21 protein-coding genes are annotated in these 18,294 nt (G+C 72.3%); 12 read left to right on the top strand and 9 right to left on the bottom strand.

All coding sequences use genetic code 11. The features are described from left to right. Positions 1 to 188: 188 nt before the first annotated feature. Positions 189 to 797 carry an ATP-dependent Clp protease proteolytic subunit gene (locus tag QWU11_RS07315; RefSeq protein WP_290104276.1) on the bottom strand — a complete coding sequence of 203 codons (609 nt, stop codon included), beginning with the start codon at positions 795 to 797 and terminating at the stop codon, positions 189 to 191. After that, a complete protein-coding gene (locus QWU11_RS07310; RefSeq protein ID WP_290104270.1) occupies positions 797 to 1,414 on the bottom strand; it encodes an ATP-dependent Clp protease proteolytic subunit in 618 nt (205 codons plus the stop codon). Before QWU11_RS07310 ends, QWU11_RS07315 begins: the two co-directional genes overlap by 1 nt. Positions 1,415 to 1,474: 60 nt before the next feature. On the opposite strand from QWU11_RS07310, the gene QWU11_RS07305 reads away from it, so the two are divergent. Both QWU11_RS07305 and QWU11_RS07300 read left to right on the top strand, forming a co-directional pair. Continuing rightward, the gene (locus tag QWU11_RS07305) at positions 1,475 to 1,768 is read left to right on the top strand and encodes a type II toxin-antitoxin system Phd/YefM family antitoxin (RefSeq protein ID WP_290104269.1); all 294 of its coding nucleotides are present in this window, start codon (positions 1,475 to 1,477) and stop codon (positions 1,766 to 1,768) included. A gap of 68 nt (positions 1,769 to 1,836) precedes the next feature. Then, a complete protein-coding gene (locus QWU11_RS07300) occupies positions 1,837 to 5,364 on the top strand; it encodes an AAA family ATPase (protein WP_290104268.1) in 3,528 nt (1,175 codons plus the stop codon). Positions 5,365 to 5,395: 31 nt separating this feature from the next. Here QWU11_RS07300 and QWU11_RS07295 read toward each other — a convergent pair whose 3' ends face one another. Then, complete coding sequence (locus tag QWU11_RS07295) at positions 5,396 to 5,989, bottom strand: hypothetical protein (protein WP_290104267.1); 594 nt, start codon at positions 5,987 to 5,989, stop codon at positions 5,396 to 5,398. A gap of 246 nt (positions 5,990 to 6,235) precedes the next feature. Further along, positions 6,236 to 6,496 carry a hypothetical protein gene (locus QWU11_RS07290; RefSeq protein WP_290104266.1) on the bottom strand — a complete coding sequence of 87 codons (261 nt, stop codon included), beginning with the start codon at positions 6,494 to 6,496 and terminating at the stop codon, positions 6,236 to 6,238. Between the two features lie 62 nt (positions 6,497 to 6,558). Here QWU11_RS07290 and QWU11_RS47250 point away from each other — a divergent pair, with 62 nt between their 5' ends. From QWU11_RS47250 to QWU11_RS07270, 5 genes are all read left to right on the top strand, one after another. Continuing rightward, entirely contained in the window at positions 6,559 to 6,819 is a 261-nt protein-coding gene (locus QWU11_RS47250; protein ID WP_354670812.1) for a hypothetical protein, read from the top strand. Further along, a complete protein-coding gene (locus QWU11_RS47245; protein ID WP_354670811.1) occupies positions 6,816 to 7,088 on the top strand; it encodes an SH3-like domain-containing protein in 273 nt (90 codons plus the stop codon). Before QWU11_RS47250 ends, QWU11_RS47245 begins: the two co-directional genes overlap by 4 nt. After that, positions 7,085 to 7,651 carry a nitrile hydratase subunit alpha gene (locus QWU11_RS07280; protein ID WP_290104265.1) on the top strand — a complete coding sequence of 189 codons (567 nt, stop codon included), beginning with the start codon at positions 7,085 to 7,087 and terminating at the stop codon, positions 7,649 to 7,651. The genes QWU11_RS47245 and QWU11_RS07280 overlap by 4 nt, the downstream gene beginning before the upstream one ends. A 91-nt stretch (positions 7,652 to 7,742) precedes the next feature. Continuing rightward, positions 7,743 to 8,792, top strand: coding sequence for an LCP family protein (locus QWU11_RS07275; protein WP_290104264.1), 1,050 nt, complete (start codon positions 7,743 to 7,745; stop codon positions 8,790 to 8,792). A gap of 134 nt (positions 8,793 to 8,926) precedes the next feature. After that, a complete protein-coding gene (locus QWU11_RS07270; RefSeq protein ID WP_290104263.1) occupies positions 8,927 to 9,079 on the top strand; it encodes a hypothetical protein in 153 nt (50 codons plus the stop codon). A gap of 11 nt (positions 9,080 to 9,090) precedes the next feature. Here the strand turns inward: QWU11_RS07270 and QWU11_RS07265 are convergent, their stop codons facing one another. Further along, positions 9,091 to 9,978, bottom strand: a complete 888-nt coding sequence (locus QWU11_RS07265; protein WP_290104262.1) for a DUF72 domain-containing protein — start codon at positions 9,976 to 9,978, stop codon at positions 9,091 to 9,093. A 45-nt stretch (positions 9,979 to 10,023) separates the two neighbouring features. Between QWU11_RS07265 and QWU11_RS07260 the strand changes: the two genes are divergently transcribed. Together QWU11_RS07260 and QWU11_RS07255 are read left to right on the top strand one after the other, a co-directional pair. After that, complete coding sequence (locus tag QWU11_RS07260) at positions 10,024 to 10,509, top strand: glutathione peroxidase (RefSeq protein WP_290104261.1); 486 nt, start codon at positions 10,024 to 10,026, stop codon at positions 10,507 to 10,509. Continuing rightward, positions 10,392 to 10,973, top strand: a complete 582-nt coding sequence (locus tag QWU11_RS07255; RefSeq protein WP_290104260.1) for a TIGR00725 family protein — start codon at positions 10,392 to 10,394, stop codon at positions 10,971 to 10,973. The genes QWU11_RS07260 and QWU11_RS07255 overlap by 118 nt, the downstream gene beginning before the upstream one ends. 4 nt (positions 10,974 to 10,977) lie before the next feature. Here QWU11_RS07255 and QWU11_RS07250 read toward each other — a convergent pair whose 3' ends face one another. Further along, on the bottom strand, positions 10,978 to 11,556 hold the full coding sequence (locus tag QWU11_RS07250; RefSeq protein WP_290104259.1) for a hypothetical protein: 579 nt from the start codon (positions 11,554 to 11,556) through the stop codon (positions 10,978 to 10,980). A 107-nt stretch (positions 11,557 to 11,663) separates the two neighbouring features. Here QWU11_RS07250 and QWU11_RS07245 point away from each other — a divergent pair, with 107 nt between their 5' ends. Then, positions 11,664 to 12,578, top strand: coding sequence for an oxidoreductase (locus QWU11_RS07245; protein WP_290104258.1), 915 nt, complete (start codon positions 11,664 to 11,666; stop codon positions 12,576 to 12,578). 3 nt (positions 12,579 to 12,581) lie between these two features. On the opposite strand, the gene QWU11_RS07240 is transcribed toward QWU11_RS07245, so the two are convergent. After that, positions 12,582 to 13,112, bottom strand: coding sequence for a methylated-DNA--[protein]-cysteine S-methyltransferase (locus QWU11_RS07240; protein WP_290104257.1), 531 nt, complete (start codon positions 13,110 to 13,112; stop codon positions 12,582 to 12,584). A gap of 134 nt (positions 13,113 to 13,246) precedes the next feature. On the opposite strand from QWU11_RS07240, the gene QWU11_RS07235 reads away from it, so the two are divergent. Both QWU11_RS07235 and QWU11_RS07230 read left to right on the top strand, forming a co-directional pair. Continuing rightward, on the top strand, positions 13,247 to 13,636 hold the full coding sequence (locus QWU11_RS07235) for a hypothetical protein (protein ID WP_290104256.1): 390 nt from the start codon (positions 13,247 to 13,249) through the stop codon (positions 13,634 to 13,636). Positions 13,637 to 13,718: 82 nt separating this feature from the next. Continuing rightward, a complete protein-coding gene (locus QWU11_RS07230; RefSeq protein WP_290104255.1) occupies positions 13,719 to 14,918 on the top strand; it encodes a citrate/2-methylcitrate synthase in 1,200 nt (399 codons plus the stop codon). On the opposite strand, the gene QWU11_RS07225 is transcribed toward QWU11_RS07230, so the two are convergent. Further along, the gene (locus tag QWU11_RS07225) at positions 14,882 to 16,714 is read right to left on the bottom strand and encodes a hypothetical protein (RefSeq protein WP_290104254.1); all 1,833 of its coding nucleotides are present in this window, start codon (positions 16,712 to 16,714) and stop codon (positions 14,882 to 14,884) included. The two genes, QWU11_RS07230 and QWU11_RS07225, sit on opposite strands and share 37 nt — an antisense overlap. Before the next feature lie 27 nt (positions 16,715 to 16,741). Further along, positions 16,742 to 18,286, bottom strand: coding sequence for a glucoamylase family protein (locus QWU11_RS07220; RefSeq protein ID WP_290104253.1), 1,545 nt, complete (start codon positions 18,284 to 18,286; stop codon positions 16,742 to 16,744). Between the last annotated feature and the right edge of the window lie 8 nt (positions 18,287 to 18,294).

The following is an 18,294-nucleotide window of genomic DNA, read 5'->3' as shown; positions in this document are numbered from 1 at the left end:
CCCACGGGCCGTCCCCACGGGCCGTCCCCACGGGCCGTCCCCACGGGCCGTCCCCACGGGCCGTCCCCACGGGCCGTCCCCACGGGCCGTCCCCACGGGCCGTCCCCACGGGCCGTCCCCACGGGCCGTCCCCACGGGCCACGGGCGACGGGCCACGGGCGACGGGAACGGCACCCACTGCCCCGGCCTCAGCGAACCTTGCGGCTGGTGATGATCTCGTCGATCAGGCCGTACTCCCGCGCCTGTTCGGCCGTGAGGAACCGGTCGCGCTCGATGTCGGCCCGTACCTGCTCCGCACTGCGCCCGGAGTGCCCGGCCAGGATCTCCTCCAGCTCCTCACGCTGCCGGATGATCTCGTTCGCCTGGATCTCCAGGTCGCTCGTCTGGCCGCGCGTGCCCCCGGTGCTGGGCTGGTGGATGAGGATCCGCGAGTGCGGCAGCGCGGCGCGCTTGCCCGGCGAGCCGGCCGCCAGCAGGACCGCCGCCGCCGAGGCGGCCTGACCCACGCACGTCGTCTCGATCTCCGGCTTGACGAACTGCATCGTGTCGTAGATCGCCGTCATCGCGGTCAGCGAGCCACCGGGGGAGTTGATGTACAGGCTGATCGTACGGTCGGGGTCGATCCCCTCCAGCGCGATGAGCTGCGCGATCACGTCGTTGGCGAGGGTGTCGTCGACCGGCACCCCGAGGAAGACGATCCGCTCTTCGAACAGCTTGTTGTACGGGTTCATCTCCTTGACCCCGTACGACGTGCGCTCGACGTAGGAGGGCAGGACGTAGCGCGCCTCGACCGAGATCACGGCGCCACCCCTCCCGCCTCCAGGGCGCTGGTCACGACGTGGTCGATCAGGCCGTACTCCCGCGCCTCGGCGGCGGTGAAGTAACGGTCGCGGTCGGCGTCGTGCTCGATCTGCTCGTACGGCCGCCCGGTGTGCTCGGCGATGAGTTCGAGGAACCGGTGCTTCATGTGCACGGACTGCTCGGCCTGGATACGGATGTCGGACGCGGTGCCGCCGATGCCGCCGGACGGCTGGTGCATCATGATCCGCGTGTTGCGCAGCGCGTAGCGCTTGCCCGCGGTGCCCGCGGTGAGCAGGAACTGCCCCGCCGAGGCCGCCATGCCGAGCCCGACCGTCGAGACGTCGTTCGGCAGGTACTTCATCACGTCGAACATGGCGAACATCGCGTCCATCGAGCCGCCCGGCGAGTTGATGAAGATCTTGATGTCGCGCCGCCCGTCCTGCGCCGCGAGGAGCAGGAGCTGTGAGCACACGCGGTTGGCCAGGTCGTCATCGATCTCGGCCCCGATGAAGACGATGCGCTGGGCGAGCAGCCGCTGGAAAAGCTGGTCGGTCGCGTGCGTCTCGGGGAGCTCGGTGACCCGGGCCCGCGGTTCGTACGTCGGAAAGTCCATCCGCGCCTCCTAGAGTTCTGTACAGAATAGCAAGAACGTACAGAATGCTAGAATCTCATCATGACTCGAGAGGTGCCGGTGACTCAGGCCCGTGCCGACCTGGCGGAACTCGTCAGCCGCGTCGGCTACAGCGGCGAGCGGATCCTGCTGACCCGCCACGGCAAGGCGCTCGCGGCGCTCGTCCCGGTCAGCGATCTCGAGGAGCTCGAACGCCCGCCGGCGGAGATCGGCTTCAGCATCGCCCCGCCGGCCCAGCCGGAGCCGGAGCCGCGTGAGCGGCCCGAACGCCCCACCGGGCCGATGCGGATCGCCGCCGAACATCGCGAGGACAAGCGGCCCGGCTGGAAACGCTGAACCCCGCCGACCTGGGGCGATGATCGGGCGGCTGCGACACGGGCGTGGAGGGTCGTAAGGTCTACCACGTGAGCGCCCCACGCCTACCCGAACACCTTGAGCTGCTGCTGACCGACGAGCCTCTGCTCGACGTCTACTCCCACGACGGGCCCTGGCGGGTTCCGGACGGGCTGTACGGCGAGGTGCGCGAGCGTGCTCTGGAGTTCGACCGTGACGAGCGCGCGAAGGAGCTGACGAGCGGGCTCAGCGACTTCTACGGAGCCGGCACCTCGGCGGCGGGCGCGGAGCTGTGGTCGCTGCTGACCTTCCTGCTCGGCGCGTCGGCGATCCGCGCGGGCTCGCGCGGCGACATCGACTACGAGCTGTTCTCCACCTTCCTGGCCAAGCCCGAGGCCCCCGTACGCGACCCGCACGCCTGGTTCAGCCAGGGCGGCCGGCTGCGCCCGCCGGGCCTGTGGCTCGTGGAGAACGTCGGCGACGACGCCGACCGGCGTACGACGATGTTCACCCTCGCCCGCGAGGCCCTCGGCGTGCTCGTCGGCATCGAGCCGGTGGACAAGCGCCGTCTGGCCATGATCGAGATGTACGAACGGCGCGCCGCCGACCCCGTGTCGCGGGCCGCCGACCTGTCGACGCCGCAGGGCGAGCTCGAACGCCTCTGGGCCACCGACGTGCCCGAGGACACTCTCGCCGCGCTCCCCGAACTGGCCGGCCCGGTCGGCTACCTCGGCTGGGCGTGCTCGGGCCTGCTCGCCGCGCACGAGCGCCTGCTGTCGGCGGTGCCGGGCCACGACCCGGTGGACGTCGCCCTCGCCCGGCTCCTGCTCCAGGCGGAGCTGGCGACGGTCCCCGCCGAGCTGGCCTTCGCCGTCGGCGTCGAGCGCTACCAGAGCGTCCAGGAGCACCACCAGCGGCTGAAGGAGGGCTTCCGGGTCGAGTCCTGGCAGTCCGAGGTCCGCTCGTGGCTGGCCCGCGGTCTGGTGGCGGGTGAGGCCGACGGCTGCCGCGCCTGGCTCGACATGGCGCTGCGCGTCACCGGCTGCGTCCAGGGCCTGCCCGACAGCGCGGTCAGCCCCAAGTGCCGCGTGCCCGTACGCGGGTTCCAGATGGACCTGCGCCGCCTCTTCCAGGCGCCCACGGTCGTCAACCCGCTGGCCGCGCGGTTCGCCGGCCCGGCCCCGGCCGAGGAGTCACGCGTCGCCGCGGTGGCCGAGGAGGTGGCCGACGACGTCGTCGGCCAGCCCGACCTGGTCACCGCGGTCACCGAGGTGCTGCGCGCCGACAAGACGCGGCCCGTACGCCTGCTCGTCAGCGGCCCGGAGGCGACCGGCAAGGGCACCGCCGTCCGTACGCTGGAGAACGCCCTGATGGAGCGCGGTGACGTACGCGAGACGGTCTGGGTCTCCGACCAGGTCTTCGCCAACCTCCACGTCAGCGACACGATCCTGTACTTCCTGGCCCGCGTCCGCGAGTGCCTGGAGGGCCGCCTCCTCGTGATCGACGGGCTGGACCGCATCCTCGGCTTCGACAACTGCGGCACGGCGCTGGCCGAGGAGCTGCGCCGCGCGCTCGAACGCCACCAGAAGCTGCACGTCGTCGTGCTGTGCCGCGTCGGCGGCGACCGGCGGGTCTTCGACGCCAACCCGGCGCTCCACCAGCACTTCCGCGTCGCCCGTACACAGGAGTTCGGCGAGGACGCGTACGCGGAGCTGTTCCGCCGCGCGGTCGCCCGGCGGGACATGACCGCGGCCCGCGAGGCCGCGGTGACCGCCGGCCTGCTGCTCACCCGCACCCCGCCGCTGCTCAACCTGCGCGGCGCGCGCCTCGTCGAATACCTCGCCGAGCAGTGCGTCACGGCCGCCGCGGCGCGCGGCGAGACCGAGGTCGCCCCGGTCGACCTGCCGCAGCGGGTCATCGCCGGCGGCGTCGCGCACTCCGACCCGATGGCCGAGCTGGAGTCCTGCGTCGGCCTCGACTCGGTCAAGAGCGAGGTACGGCTCCTCGTCGCCGAGGCCGAGGCGGCGCGGCTGCGCCGGGAGGCCGGCATGCCGGTGGCCGCGCGGCCCAAGCACATCGTCTTCACCGGCGGCGCCGGCACCGGCAAGTCCAAGGTCGCGCGCATCCTCGGGCGGATCTACGCCGAGCTGGGCGTCCTGTCCTCGGGCCACCTGGTCGAGGTCGACCGTTCCGACCTCGTGGGCGAGTACGTCAGCGAGAGCGGGCCGCGGGTCCGCCGCGCGGTCGAGCGCGCGCAGGGCGGCGTCCTGGCCATCAACGACGCGCACAACCTGATGCCCGGCGAGTCGCCGCGCAACCGCGAGGCCGTCGACGTCCTCCTCGCCTGCGTACAGGGGCATCCCGAGGATCTCGTCGTCGTCCTGTGCGGGCCGGAGGGTCCGATGAACGGCCTGCTCAAGACCGACTCGGAGCTGTCCACGTTCTTCCCCAAGCGGCTGCGCTTCCCCGGCCTGTCCGAGGACGAGCTCATCGAGATCTTCAAGGCCAAGGCCGCCGACGCCGGCTTCGCCCTGCAGGCGGGGGTCCTGGACCGCGTCCGCGAGCTCGTGCACGGCAGCACCCGCGACAGCAACGTCGGCAACGCCCGCGCCATGATCAACCTGCTGGACCGCGCGGTCGCGATGCAGTCGCGCCGGGTTCTCGACGACGGCGTCCTCACCGACGACGAGTCCCTGGACGAGATCTTCGCCGCCGACATCCCGGGCACACTCGTCGCGAGCGGCCACATCGACCTGCCCGGCGACCCGCTCGCCGAGATCGAGAAGCTCATCGGCCTGGACGCCGTCAAGCACGAGGTGCACCTGCTCGTCGCCGAGGCCAAGGCCGAACAGCTGCGCCGCGACGCCGGCATCCCGATCGCCCCGCCCACCCGGCACATGGTCTTCACCGGCGACCCGGGCACCGCCAAGACGACCATGGCCCGCCTGCTGGCCGCCGTCTACGCCAAGCTGAGCCTGCTGTCCTCGGGCCACCTGGTCGAGGTCTCCCGTGCCGACCTGGTCGGGGAGTACATCGGCCAGACCGCGCCCAAGGTCCGCGCGGCGGTCGAGCGCGCCCTCGGCGGCGTGCTGTTCATCGACGAGGCGTACGCCCTGACGCCCGCAGACTCCGGCCGCGACTACGGCCACGAGGCCATCGCCGAGCTCCTCAAGCAGATGGAGGAGCACCGCGCGGACCTCGTCGTCATCGTCGCGGGCTACGAGGGCCCGATGCTGCGGTTCCTGGACTTCAACCCGGGCCTGGCCTCACGGTTCCCCCGCGTGCTGCGCTTCCCCGACTACACCGACGACGAGCTGGTGGCGATCTTCGAGGTGATGGCGGCCGAGGCGGGCTTCGCCCTGGGCGACGGGGTCCTCGACGCCGTACGCCGGATGCTCCGCACCGCCAGCCGCGGCGAGTCGTTCGGCAACGCCCGGCTCATGCGCAACCACCTGGACCGCGCCATCGCCCTGCAGGCCCAGCGCATCGTCCGCGAGGAGGACCCGGTGCGGGCCGACATCGGCCTCCTGCGTGTGGAGGACCTCCCGGCCGCCGAGAGCTCTTCCACGGGTGATGACAACCTGGGCCAGTACCTGTGAGGTCATGCGGGGCATAGGTGTGCGGCAGGATTCAGAGGTCGCGCCAGGTGTAGGAGGGCAGGCCCTGGCTGAGTGCGACGGGGTTCCACAGCGCGACCAGCCGCCGCTTCGCCGGCGCGGCCTTGTCGTCCGCCGCCCGCGCGTCCGCGAGGTCGGAGGTGGACGGCGGCGCGGCGTCGCCGCAGTCCTGGGAGCCGGTCTCCTCCGCCCAGGCGAGGTAGGCGCGGTCCGCCTCCAGTGCGAAGCGGTAAGAATCGACGAGCGCCCGCTGCAGCTCCGCCGCCGGGGCCAGCCGGTCGACGGGCAGCTTCCGTGCCTCCGACAGCTCCGCCTGCCGATCCCGCACGATCCGCCGGAACGCGGGTACGGCGGCGGCCAGGCCGTCGCAGGTGTCCGCGTCGTACTGGAGCCGGTCGTGCGCCTTCTTTCCCGAGGCGAGGAGCGCGTCGACGCCCCGGGCCTGGGTCCGTGCGTCCCCGGCCGTGGACGGCGTGGCGCTGCGGACGGGTCCCCGCGAGGCCTGTTCCGCGACCGGGTGGCCGGCGACCGGCCGGTAGAGCAGGAAGACCTGGCCCGAGACGACGCCCACCCCGAGCGCGCCGGCGAGGATTCCGGTCCAGAGCACGGCCTCCCTGCCGGGAAGCCGGCGCCGCCCGCCGCTCACGACCGCCCCGGGGAGAGCCGCTGCGTCCGTAAGCGCTTTTTCGTGACCTTCCCGACCGGCCCCATCATCGCCTCCCCTGAGTGAGGCAATGATCACCGGCCGTTGAGATCAACTACAAGAGCCGTGCCCATCTCGTTACCGAAAGTAAGGAATGTCCGCTCTATGTCCGGTACGCGTGGCAAAGCTTCGCCGGCGCGGCGGCCGGGCTCAGCCGCCGAGGTAGTCGATGTAGAGCGGGCGCAGGGCGTCGGCGACCTCGCCTTCGCCCGAGTGGACCAGCTCGTTCACGATCGACGACAGGTGGGACACGTCGGCCTCGGCCTGGTCGGGGTGGCCGGCCGCGGCCTGCGCCGCCGGGATCGCCTGCAGCAGCCGCCACAGGAAGCCGACGTCCACGTGGCGTACGGCGCGCTCGACCGCGCGGTCGTGCAGCTCCTTGGACGACAAATTTTCCAGATCTTCCGCCATGCCCCCACCCAACCAGACCGGCGGGCTTCCCGCGCCGTGCGGGGTCGGCTAGCGTCGGAACGGTGAGCAGAGTGCACGACATGGGAGGCCAGAGCGGATTCGGGCCGGTCCCGATCGGCGAGGACGGCGCGCCGTTCCAGGCCGACTGGGAGGCCCGCGTCTACGCGCTGAACCGCGCTCTGGGGCGTGCCGGGGTGTTCAACACCGACGAGATGCGCGACGCGATCGAGCGGATCCCTCCGGAGGACTACCTCGCCGCCTCTTACTACGAACGCTGGCTGATGGCCATGGAGATGATCCTGGCCGAGAAGGGCCTCGCATGACGTACGCGCCCGGCGCCCGCGTACGCGCGCGGTCGGCCGATCCCGACCACCACACGCGCGTTCCGCGTTACGTGCGCGGGCACGTCGGCGAGATCGTGGAGGTCGAGGGGGAGTGGCCTCTGCCCGACGACCAGGCCAGGGGCATCACGCCGCCGCGCGTCGAGCACGTCTACGCCGTACGCTTCCCGGCCCGTGACCTGTGGGGCGCGGGCACGCACTCGGTCGTCGTCGACCTGTGGGAGTCCTACCTCGAGGAGGTCGCGCCATGAGCCATGACGAACTCCCCATCGCGGCGCGGGTGCGCAGGCTGGAGGAGCGCGTGGTCGCCGCCGGCCTGACCACCGACGAGAAGCTCGACGCGCACCTGGACGAGCTGCTCAACGGCGCCGCGCCGGTCAACGGCGCTCGCATCGTGGCCCGCGCGTGGACCGACCCGGCGTACCGCGAGACGCTGCTCGCCGACGCGAACGCCGCGGCCGGCGCCCTCGGCTTCAGCACGAGGGGCTACCGCCTGCGCGCGGTCGAGAACACCCCTGAGCTGCACAACGTGGTCGTCTGCACGCTGTGCTCCTGTTATCCGGTGACGCTGCTCGGCCCCTCGCCGGGCTGGTACAGGAGCTTCGCGTACCGCTCCCGTGTCGTACGCGAGCCGCGCGCCGTCCTCGCCGAGTTCGGGCTGGAGCTGCCCGGCGAGGTGGACGTCGCGGTGTGGGACGCCTCGGCCGAGACGCGTTACCTGGTGGTGCCCCGGCGGCCGGAGGGCGACCTGTCCGAGGAGGAGCTCGTGACGCGGGTCACCCGCAAGGGACTGATCGGTACCGCCGCGGTGTGACCCGGACCCGGCCGCCGGGATGACCGTCCCCGGCCGCGAATCACCCGCCAAGCTGACGCGCCGGTTTCTCCGACCCTCTACGGTTACTGCCATGAACGATTGGGCGGACAACCGGCAAAGCGACGCACGGCCGTACGCCGACGGGCGGACGGGCGGACGCGACGGAGCGCCCGCCGGCGGCGGGCGACGCCGGCACTGGCTGCGGACCGTCCTGATCGTCATCCTCGTGCTGCTGCTCCTGATGATCGGGGCCTACTTCTACCTCGACTCGCGGCTGAACCGCATCGACGTCTTCTCCGACTATCCGGGCCGTCCCGGCGACACGCCGGGAACGAACTGGCTGGTCGTGGGCTCCGACAGCCGTGAGGGCCTGTCGAGCGCCGAGCGCAAGAAGCTCTCCACCGGCAAGGCCGAGGGCAAGCGCACCGACTCGATGATGCTGCTGCACATCGGCGACCACGGCACGACCCTGGTCAGCCTGCCCCGCGACTCGTACGTCCCGATCCCGGGCCACGACCCCAACAAGCTCAACGCCGCGTACGCCTTCGGCGGCCCCAAGCTGCTGGTCCGTACGGTCGAGCAGGCCACCAAGATCCACATCGACCACTACGCGGAGATCGGTTTCGCCGGTTTCGTCGGCATGGTCGACTCGGTCGGCGGGGTCGACATGTGCATTCCCCAGCCGATCAAGGACAAGGCGTCGGGCCTCAACCTGAAGGCCGGCTGCCAGAAGCTCAACGGCCCGCAGGCCCTGGGCTTCGTCCGTACGCGCCATGCGTTCGCCAGCCAGGACCTGCAGCGGGTGCAGAACCAGCGCAAGTTCCTGGCCGCGCTGACCCACAAGGCGACGAGCCCGGGCACTCTGCTCAACCCGTTCCGCATCGTGCCGTTCGTCCTGCGCTCCACGGACGACTTCTCGGTGGACCAGGACGACCATCTGTACAACCTGGCGGGTTTCGCCTGGGCGATGCGCGGCCTGAGCAGCGGCGACGGCCTCACGACGACGGTCCCGCTGGGCGGAAACGGCTACTCCCCGAGCGTCGGTTCGTACCTCACCTGGAGCCCGACGGGCTCCGCGGCCCTGTTCCGCGCCCTCCGCGAGGACCAGCCGGTGCCGAAGAGCCTGCGCCCGGCGGGCTGATCGCGCGGGAAGACGTCGTCCCTTTCGAATCCTTTGCCGTATGTGACAGCTGATTTGCGGGGCGTCGGTGCTGTCGGACCCCCCGACAGGGAAGTTACTCTTCGTATCTCGATCGATACGGGGAGTGACCGAATATGAAGAAGGTCGGCAAATGGGGAGCTCTGGGATTCCTGGCGTTCTACCTGGTCAGCCAACCGCACAAGGCCGCTAACGTGGTCCACGGCGCTCTGGGCGGCCTCACCGGCGCCGCGACGTCCCTTTCCAGCTTCGTCAGCGACCTGCCGTAGCAGGCAAAGGGCTATGTGGTCCCGTCGTCGAGGTCCAGGAGGCTGAGCAGGTCGGTCGCGTTGCGCTGGGCGTAGTCCTGGTAGCAGTTGTTGAACAGCACGTGTGTCGTCTCGGCGTTCTCGCTCAGCGTCCGCACCTTCGGGGCGAGTTCTTTCAGCTCCTTGCCGGAGTACAGGTAGCCGAACCGCTCGTAGATGTTCTTGCTCGCCCACGTGTCCGTGCGGCCGTGCAGCCGGAGTACGGCCAGGTCGGAGGTCGCGGCGAAGACCGGCGGGATCGAGCTCGTATGCCCCTGTGGCATGTCCACGCTCACGTACGGCACCGCGTACCTCGTCAGGAAGTCCAGTGTCGGTGCCTGGTTCTCCTCGCTCATCCACGTCGTGTTGCGGAACTCCACGCAGATTCGCATCGGCTCGCAGCGGCGCTTGACCTCCAGGATGTAGTCCTTGTTCTGCCGCCCGATGGGGAACCACTGCGGAAACTGGAACAGCAGCGCGGTCAGCTTGCCGGCCTCCTGCAAAGGCCACAGGGCGTCCAGGAACCTCTGCCAGACCTCCTCCACGACCTCGGGAGGAACGTCGCGCAGGTAGACGTTCTTCTTGTCCGGCACCTTGTCCCGCAGGTCCTTGTAGAGCGAGCCGGGCCGCGTCGGGTGCTGGGTGAGCAGCGAGAACGCCTTCACGTTGAACGTGAACCCCTCCGGCGTACGGTCGCGCCAGTAGCCGACCGTGCGTTCGGCCGGGGGTGCGTAGTAGGTCGCGTCCACCTCGACCAGCGGAAAGCGCGACGCGTAGAAGCCCAGTCGTTCCTCGGCCGTCTTGACCGACGGCGGGTACCAGCCGGACGCGAGCAGGGTCTTGTCCGTCCACGACGCGGTGCCGACGAGGATGTCGCTCATCACACCAGGGTAGGAGCCGGGCGACGCGAGGCTAGGATCGAGCCTGTGTCGATCTATGACGTAGAAATCGAGCGCCTGCAGGGCGGACCCGCCGATCTCGGCCAATACCGCGGCAAGGCGGTCCTCGTGGTGAACGTCGCCTCCAAGTGCGGCCTGACGCCTCAGTACGAAGGACTGCAGCGGCTCCAGGAGACGTACGCCGACCGCGGGTTCACCGTGCTGGGCGTGCCGTGCAACCAGTTCATGGGGCAGGAGCCGGGCTCGGCCGACCAGATCGCGGAGTTCTGCTCCGCGACGTACGGCGTGAGCTTCCCGATGACCGAGAAGGTCGAGGTCAACGGGGACGACCGCCATCCGCTGTACGCCGGCCTGGTGACCACGCCGGACGGCGAGGGCCACACCGGCGACATCCGGTGGAACTTCGAGAAGTTCCTCATCTCCCCGGAAGGCGCGGTCGCGGCCCGTTTCTCGCCGCAGACCGAGCCCGACTCCGACGAGCTCGTCCAGGCGGTCGAGAAGGCGCTTCCCTGATCCAGATCGCGGTCTGCGGTCCTGGCGACTGCACCGAGACGGAACGCCGGAACGCACGCGAGGCCGGCCGCCTGCTGGCCACGCGTGGTGCCGTCGTGCTATGCGGCGGCTACGGCGGTGTGATGGGCGCGGCGGCCGAGGGCGCCCGCGAGGCCGGCGGCCTGGTCGTCGGCGTGCTCTCCGGCGCCGACCGTACGCAGGCGCACCCCGGCCTGTCCGCCGCCGTCGCCACCGGCATGGGCCAGGCGCGCAACGCCGTGCTCGTGGGCTCGGCCGACGCGGTCATCGTGGTCGGCGGCTCCTGGGGCACGCTGTCCGAGCTCGCCCACGCGATGCGGAGCGGCACGCCCGTCGTCCAGCTCGGCGGCTGGCACCTGCACGACGCCGACGGCGCCCCGATAGAGGGCCCGCCGAACGCCGCCACCCCCGAAGAGGCCCTGCGCCTGACCGGCCTCTGGCCGTAAGGAGTCAGGCCAGCAACGCCTTGATCCGGGCCAGAGAGTCGGCCCCGGCCAGCTCGACCGGCATCACCGGCCCCTCGGCGAGGCGGTCGGCCAGCGCCGAGACCGCCTCCGCGCGGCTGATCACATAATCCCGCTCCACCTCCTGCGGCGCCCGCCCCTCCAGCAGCGCGGCGACCTCGGCGAGGGCGAGGTGCCCGGTGTCGCGGGCCATGCCGTCGCCCGCCGTACGCTCCAGGCGCCCGTACGCGGCGACCAGCCGCCGTACGGAGGGTTCCGACACGTCGAGTACGAGCCCGCGGCCGAGGACCTCCCGCCGGCGGCGTTCGGCCCGGCGGCGCAGCGTCAGCAGCAGCGCGGCGTGCGCGGGCAGCGCGAGCCCCAGGGCCAGGCACGCGACGGCGACCACGCTCAGCCACTGCGGCAGGCCCGTGAGGAGTACCGCCGCCAACAGCAGACCGCCGCCCAGGGCGAGGACGAGCTCGGGCGCGCCGAGAAGGGCGGATTCGCTCGGCGCCCCGCCGCCCTCACCGGGGACGTCGACGAGTGGACCGGGCCGATGCGGAACGATGACCTGCGACGTCATGATCTCATTATCGGCAAGCCGGGGCCGTAACCCGGGGATCTCCGCAACCACGCGGTATGTCCCGTGCCCCGATCTCTGATATGTCCATGAGGGAGAGGTGGCGAGCCATGCCCAAGTGGACTGATAACGACATTCCCCATCTCGGGGGAAAGCGGGCGATTGTCACTGGTGCGAACAGTGGCATCGGCCTGCGGACGGCACTCGAACTGACCCGGCACGGCGCGAGCGTACTGCTCGCCTGCCGCAGCCCCGAACGCGGGGAGAAGGCCCTGGCGACGATCCGCGGAGAGGTGCCCGACGGCGACGTCGCGCTCGGCGAGCTCGACCTGGCCGACCTGGCGTCCGTACGCGCCTTCGCCGACACGCACGCCGGCCCCCTCGACCTGCTGGTCAACAACGCCGGCGTGATGGCGCTGCCGTACCGGGAGACGGCGGACGGGTTCGAGATGCAGTTCGGCACCAACCACCTGGGCCACTTCGCGCTGACCGGGCTGCTCCTGCCCGGCCTGCTCGACCGCCCCGGCGCGCGCGTGGTGACCGTCACGAGCCTCATGCACCGGCTGAGTCCCGGCGGCTTCGACGCCGGGCCCCATTACCGGAAGTGGCCCGTCTACTGCCAGAGCAAGCTGGCCAACCTCGTCTTCGCCAAGGAGCTCGACCGCCGGGCGCCGTTCCTCAGCGTCGCCTCCCACCCGGGGTACACCACCACCAACCTCCAGCAGACCGGCCCGCGCATGACCGGCAGCAGGGGGACCGAGGTGCTGTACGGCGCGATGAACGTGCTGGTCGGCCAGCCCGAGTCCGCCGGGGCGTGGCCGTCGCTGTACGCGGCGACCGCGCCGGACGTCGAGGGCGGGCAGTGCTACGGCCCGCGCGGCCCCGGTCAGAGCCGCGGCGCCCCCACCCGTGTGCGCACCCGGCGCGGCGCCGCCGACCCCGCCTTGGGCCGCCGCCTGTGGGAGCTGTCGGAGGAGCGCACCGGCGTGTCCTACGACGCCCTCAAGGCCGCGTCGGACGGCTGACGGTCACGGCCCGGTCGAGGGGTCCCAGTCGAGGGTGGCCGGGATGGCGCCCTCCAGGGTGAGCAGCCAGCGCTTGACCTCGATGCCGGTGCCGCCGCTGTAGCCGCCGAGCCCGTCCGAGGCCACCACGCGGTGGCACGGCACCACGATCGGGATCGGGTTGGAGCCCATGACCGTGCCGATCGCCCGTGCCGGGACCCCGGCGCCGCTCAGCCCGGCCAGCCCGCCGTACGTCACGGTCCGGCCGTAGGAGACGCCGGCGTACAGCTTCTCCAGCACCTCGCGCTGCACGCCCGACGTGCGGTGCCAGTCGATCGGCAGGCCGAACTCGATCTCGTCGCCGGCGAAGTAGGCGGCCAGCCGGTCGCGTACGACCTCGGTCCGCTCGGGCGCGTCGACGAGCGGCAGCCCGGCGCGCAGCCGGGCCCGTTCCCTCGGTGTGTCACGGAACGCCAGCCCGGACAGCCCGACGGCGGTGCAGGCGTAGACCATGGTCCCCAGCGGGGTTTCGAGCGCTCCGATCGCGACGTCCATGACTCTTTCCTATCAACCGGGGATCGTCGAGACCGGCGAGTTTCCGACATCACGGTTCGCGGTCGATGCCGGCGCCACGCCTGCCGTTCCTCAAAGGCGAAGGCGGGCATAAATCACCCTATGCGTGGTCTGTCGTGAGTGCTCGTCGAGAAGAGCTGATCCGCCTCTCCCGCCGTCTCGCCGGCCGGCTCGCGCGGCAGGCGCGCGCCGATCAGGCGGCGTTCGAGGACGCCTACCGGCTCGGTTTCGAGGCCGGCGTCGTCGTCGGCCGGCGGCAGCTCGGCGAGGAACTGCTCGCAGAGGACCGGCGGCGCGCCGAGTACGTCGGCGGCGTCGCCGACCGCGCGTCCTACGCCGAGCTCGAGCGGCAGCGGTGGGACGGGCGGCGGGAGGACTTCGGCCGGCCGCGGCCCGGCGACTTCGCGGGTCTCCAGGACCCGCCCGGCGAGGCGCCCGGGCTCGACGCCGCGTTCTTCTGCCCGCGCTGCCGGCGCACCTGGTCACACTGCACCTGCCGGTCGTGACCGCCGGACTTGCGACGCCCCGACGTCCGGGCGCAGAATGCACCGCATCAACATTGCCGCAAATCAACCAGGTGCCGAGTGGATGGACGCGGCGAGCGCGGCCGAGCGGCTCGGGGTCAAGACGGCCACGCTGTACGCCTACGTGAGCCGCGGGGTGCTGCGCCGCCGTCACTCGCCCGACGGCAGGCGGAGCCTGTTCGACCCGGCCGAGGTCGAGGAGCTGGCCCGGCGCGGGCGGCCCCGCAGGCCGCCCGGACGGCACGAGATGGTCATCGAGTCCCAGCTCACGGTACTCGGCGAGGACCGGCCCTACTACCGCGGGCGCGACGCCCTCCGCCTGGCCGAGGCGCACGCCTTCGAGGACGTCGCGCACTGGCTGTGGACCGGCGAGCGCGGCGGTCCGGACGAGTGGCGGGCCGGCCCCGAGGCGGTCGACGCCGCCCGCGCCGCCCAGTCCGGGCTGCCGACCGGCACGCTCCCGCTCGAACGCCTCCAGGTGATCACGGTGGCCCTCGCGACGGCCGACCCGCTCCGCCTCAACCTGGACCCGCCGGCCGTCGCCGCCGCCGGGCGCAACCTCATCGCCGGGATGTGCGAGTCGCTCCCGCCCGAGGCCGCGGCGCCGGAGGCGACCTCGATCCCGGCCCGGCTGTGGTCCCGGCTGACCTCCGCCGAACCCCGGCCCGAGCTGGTCGGCGCGCTGCGGGCGGCGCTCGTCCTGCTCGCCGACCACGAGCTGGCCGCCTCGACTCTCGCCGTACGCGTCGCCGCCTCCGTGCGCGCCGACCCGTACGCCGCCGTCGGCGCCGGTCTCGGTGTGCTCGGCGGGACGCTCCACGGAGGCGCCTCCCTGGGCGCGGAGGCGTTGTTCGCCGAGATCGACCTCCCGCGGCGGGCGGCACGCGTGGTCGGCGAGCGCCTGCGCCGCGGCGACCGAGTCCCGGGCTTCGGCGGCAGCGGCCTCTACACCCGCGGGGACGGCCGCGGCCGGTGCCTGCTGGAGATCGTGCGGGCCGCCGCCCCCGGCCACCCGCGGGTCGCCGTCGCCGAGGCGATCCTCATCGAGGCCCGCGCCCGCCGCCTGCCCGAGCCCAACATCGACTTCGCCCTCGCGACGCTGGCCGCGGTGGCCGGGATGGTACGGGGCTCCGGCGAGGCGGTGTACGCGGTCGCGCGTACCGCCGGCTGGCTGGCGCACGCGCTGGAGGAGTACGCGCGGGAGACGCCGCTGCGCCCGCGCGCCGTCTACACCGGGCCGCGGCCCGAGGTGAACTCCAGGTAGGACACGCCCGGCATGGGCAGCCCGAAGCGGAACGTCACCGGCTCGCCCGACGTGCGCACCCGCTGCGGCGGGGTGAACTCCGCGAGCGTGTCGGCCGCGTGCAGCCGTCTCCACTGGTCCTCGTCCGGCCAGTCCGCGTCGCCGCCGAGGTTCCGCCAGACCGCGCGGATGTTGGTGTGGCTCTCGTCGATCCGGTGGTGCCGCACGGTGTACTCCCCGGCGGGAAGGTCGCTCACCGTCACGGTGACCGACCGGTTCAGCAGCGGCTCGCCGCCCGCCTGTGCCTGGTTCAGCGTGCCGTTCCAGACCAGCACCCCGACCCGTTCCGGCGACCGCGCGGCCCACGCCTCGACGCCGCCCACGTCGCCGGACACCTCCGCCGCCACCTCCTCGTCGCCGAGCCGGTTCGCCAGCGACAGCGCCCAGTAGCGCGGTTTGCGCAGGTTGCCCACTGTCAGCAGGCCGAACCCGCCGTGGAACAGCGCGGGCGGGCGGCCGAGCTCCTCGAAGTGGTCCGAGGCCACCCAGTGCGCCAGCGACGGTACCCGCCCGGCCGCCGACCGCATGCCGTGCAGCAGGAACGCCGCACCGAACGGGCCGTCGCCGATGCCGTGGAAGTGCGTCGGTGTCGGGCCCCACTCGGTCCACCAGATCGGGGTGCCTGCGCGGCCGTGCCGGGCCAGCGCCGGCCGCCAGTCCAGCGGCGCGTTCCCGTACGTGTGGGTCGACAGGAAGTCCAGCGCCGCGCCGGAGGCGTCGACGTGGGCGAGGAGCTCCTCCACCCAGCCGTTGGCGGCCGAGGCCGGGCCGCCCACGCGCAGCGAGGGGTCGACGCTCTTCACCGCCGCCGCCGTCACGTCGTAGAGCCGGAGGAACTCCTCCGGCGTCCCGCTCCAGAACACCTCCAGGTTGGCCTCGTTCCACACCTCGAACGCCCAGCCGTCGCGGACCTCCGCGAGGCCGTACCGGGCCACGAGGTGGGCGACGAGGGCACGGACCAGGTCGCCCCAGCGGTCGTAGTCACGCGGCGGGGAGATGATCGCCCGGTAGCCGAAGACGGTCTTCGACGGGTCGGCGGCCAGGTCGCGCGGCATGAACGACAGCTCCACGATCGGCCGCATCCCGAAGGCCGTGATCGCGTCGTAGACCCGGTCGACCCCGGTGAAGTCGTGCATCGGGACGCCGTCCACCTCGCGGTACACCCCGAGGTCGTCGCACAGGATGGCGTGCGCCCGTACGGTCCGTACGCCCAGCTCGTCGTGCATGGTCCGCAGGGCCCCGGTCAGCTCCACGCCGATCGGCCGCCCGCCGGTCGTCTCCGCGCTCAGCAGGTGCGACAGGTGCTCGGAGCCGATCATGTGCCGCCAGGGCCGGGGGAGCGGGCGGGTCGCCCGCCCGGCGTCCACGCGGACCGTGACCTCCGGCACCGTGTCGGCCGCGCCGAGCGGCGCGGCGCGTACCGGCGGGGACAGCGGGCCGGCCGCCTCCATCGAGGCGATCGCCGCCACCGCGTACCACCCCGGGCCCGTCGCCGAGGTGTCCGTGTAGGCGGGGTACGGGACCGCGGGCACGTCGACGTCGGGCTGCTCGATCGGCTCGTACGGGCCGTCCGCCGCCGGGGCACGGTGGATGAGATAGCCGATCGCGCCCTCGACGGGTTCCCAGGTCAGGCCCACCCAGCCCGCGCCCGCGGTGGCGCGTGGCCGCGCCGGCGCCGCGAGCGTGACGTTCGTGGCGGGCGCCGGCGAACCCGACGCCTGGTGGATGCGGTTCCGCCAGTCGGCGACGTCGGTCATCTGCTCTCCCCGTGACTCGTGGGCGGACTACTCGACGCCGAGAGAGGCGCGTACGCGAGCGGAGGGCGGGACGAGGTCCCAGCGCTCCAGGCGCAGCACCGGCGCGAGGCGCCGCCGGGCGTTCCCGGCGGCGAAGTAGCGGTGCATGGCGTCGTGGCCGAGCTCGTTGCCGAGCGCCGCCATGATCATTCCCTGGTCGAGGGACAGGTAGGTCCGGGCGACCTTCCCGCTGCGCACGGCGATCGCGTCGTAGAAGCCACCCGGCCCGTACGCGTCGAAGTTCTTCCTCAGCCTGGCCAGGTTGGCGAGGGCCGCGCGCGGGGCGTACGGCAGCGCGAGGAAGGACGCGTGCGGCGTGACGATGCCGTCGCCGTAGGAGGAGGGCAGGGACTGGGCCGGACGGCAGCCCTCGTACCCGTAGTCGACCAGCGTGTTCTCCTCGTCGGAGGCGTAGCCGTCGGACTGCATGCCGATCCCGTCGACGCCGTAGGCCCTGTATCCGCCGTACGGGTCGCTGGAGGGCGAGAAGCCCCAGTAGCCGTACTTCGCCTCGTCCAGGCCGTGCTCGATCTGGGCCGCGACGAAGATCGGGTGGTTGGCGCCCCAGCTCCGGGCCGCCCATGTGCGCTCGGGCGTGAAGAGGTCGGGCATCAGCTCCTCGAACATGCTGCCGCCCCAGATCGGGACGAACCGCATGCCGTCGTAGCCGTACGTGCCCTCGTAGGTCGGGATGCCGAGGTAGGTCCTCGTCCTGCCCTGCGGTCTCTGCTCCTGCCAGCCGTAGTCGCAGCCGGTGTCGCCCATCGTCCGCAGCAGCCCGAAGTAGTGCTGCGGCGGGAGCTGCCCGAGCGCGATGCCGACGTACGTCGCGGCGCGGGTCTCGCTCGGCGCGCCGTACGTGTGGCAGGTCTCGTACACGGGGGTGCCGGTGCCGAGGTAGTCGGCCTTGATCGAGCAGGTCGGCGCCGGGTCGTCCGGCCAGAAGCCGCCGCGCAGCAGGCCGGTGCCGTTGGCCGCCGCCGTCGGGTCGTAGTAGGACCGGAAGTTCATCCCGGTCAGGAGGCGCTCGGCCACGGCCCGCTCGCGGGGCATCGCGGTGCGCACCATCATCAGCGCGGTGGCGAGCCAGGCGTTGTCGACGCTGGACAGGAACGGCAGGACCCTGCTGCCGTCCTCGGGCCAGGTGGTGACGATCCGCAGGGTCTTCGGGTCGTACCAGTTGTAGAACTGGCCGTCGGGGGAGTGGCGTTCGAGGCGGCCGATCGAGTCGAGCGTCCGCGCGACGCGGCTCTCCGCGTCGCGGGCCGTGATCAGCCCGAGCTCGCGGGCGGAGATCGTGCTCCACACGTACGCGCCGATGTCGGTCGGCGAGGTGACCTTCGCCGGGGTCCGCAGGTCCCCGGTGATCTTGTCGGCGGGCAGGCCCGTGCCCGCGTCGGTCATGGCGGCCATCGACCGCCAGGTGTCGGCCGCGTACGCGCGCAGGGGGTTCGGCGACGCCTGCGCGGGCGAGGCGAGGCCGGCGAACGTCACGGCGGCGGCGCAGATCAGGGCTGGTCGGGTGGGCTTCATGGGGGCTC

Source organism: Actinomadura sp. DC4 (genome assembly GCF_030406325.1).
Taxonomy (GTDB): domain Bacteria; phylum Actinomycetota; class Actinomycetes; order Streptosporangiales; family Streptosporangiaceae; genus Actinoallomurus.
Note: the sequence above shows the minus strand (reverse complement) of the source record. Positions and strands in the feature narration are given on the sequence as shown.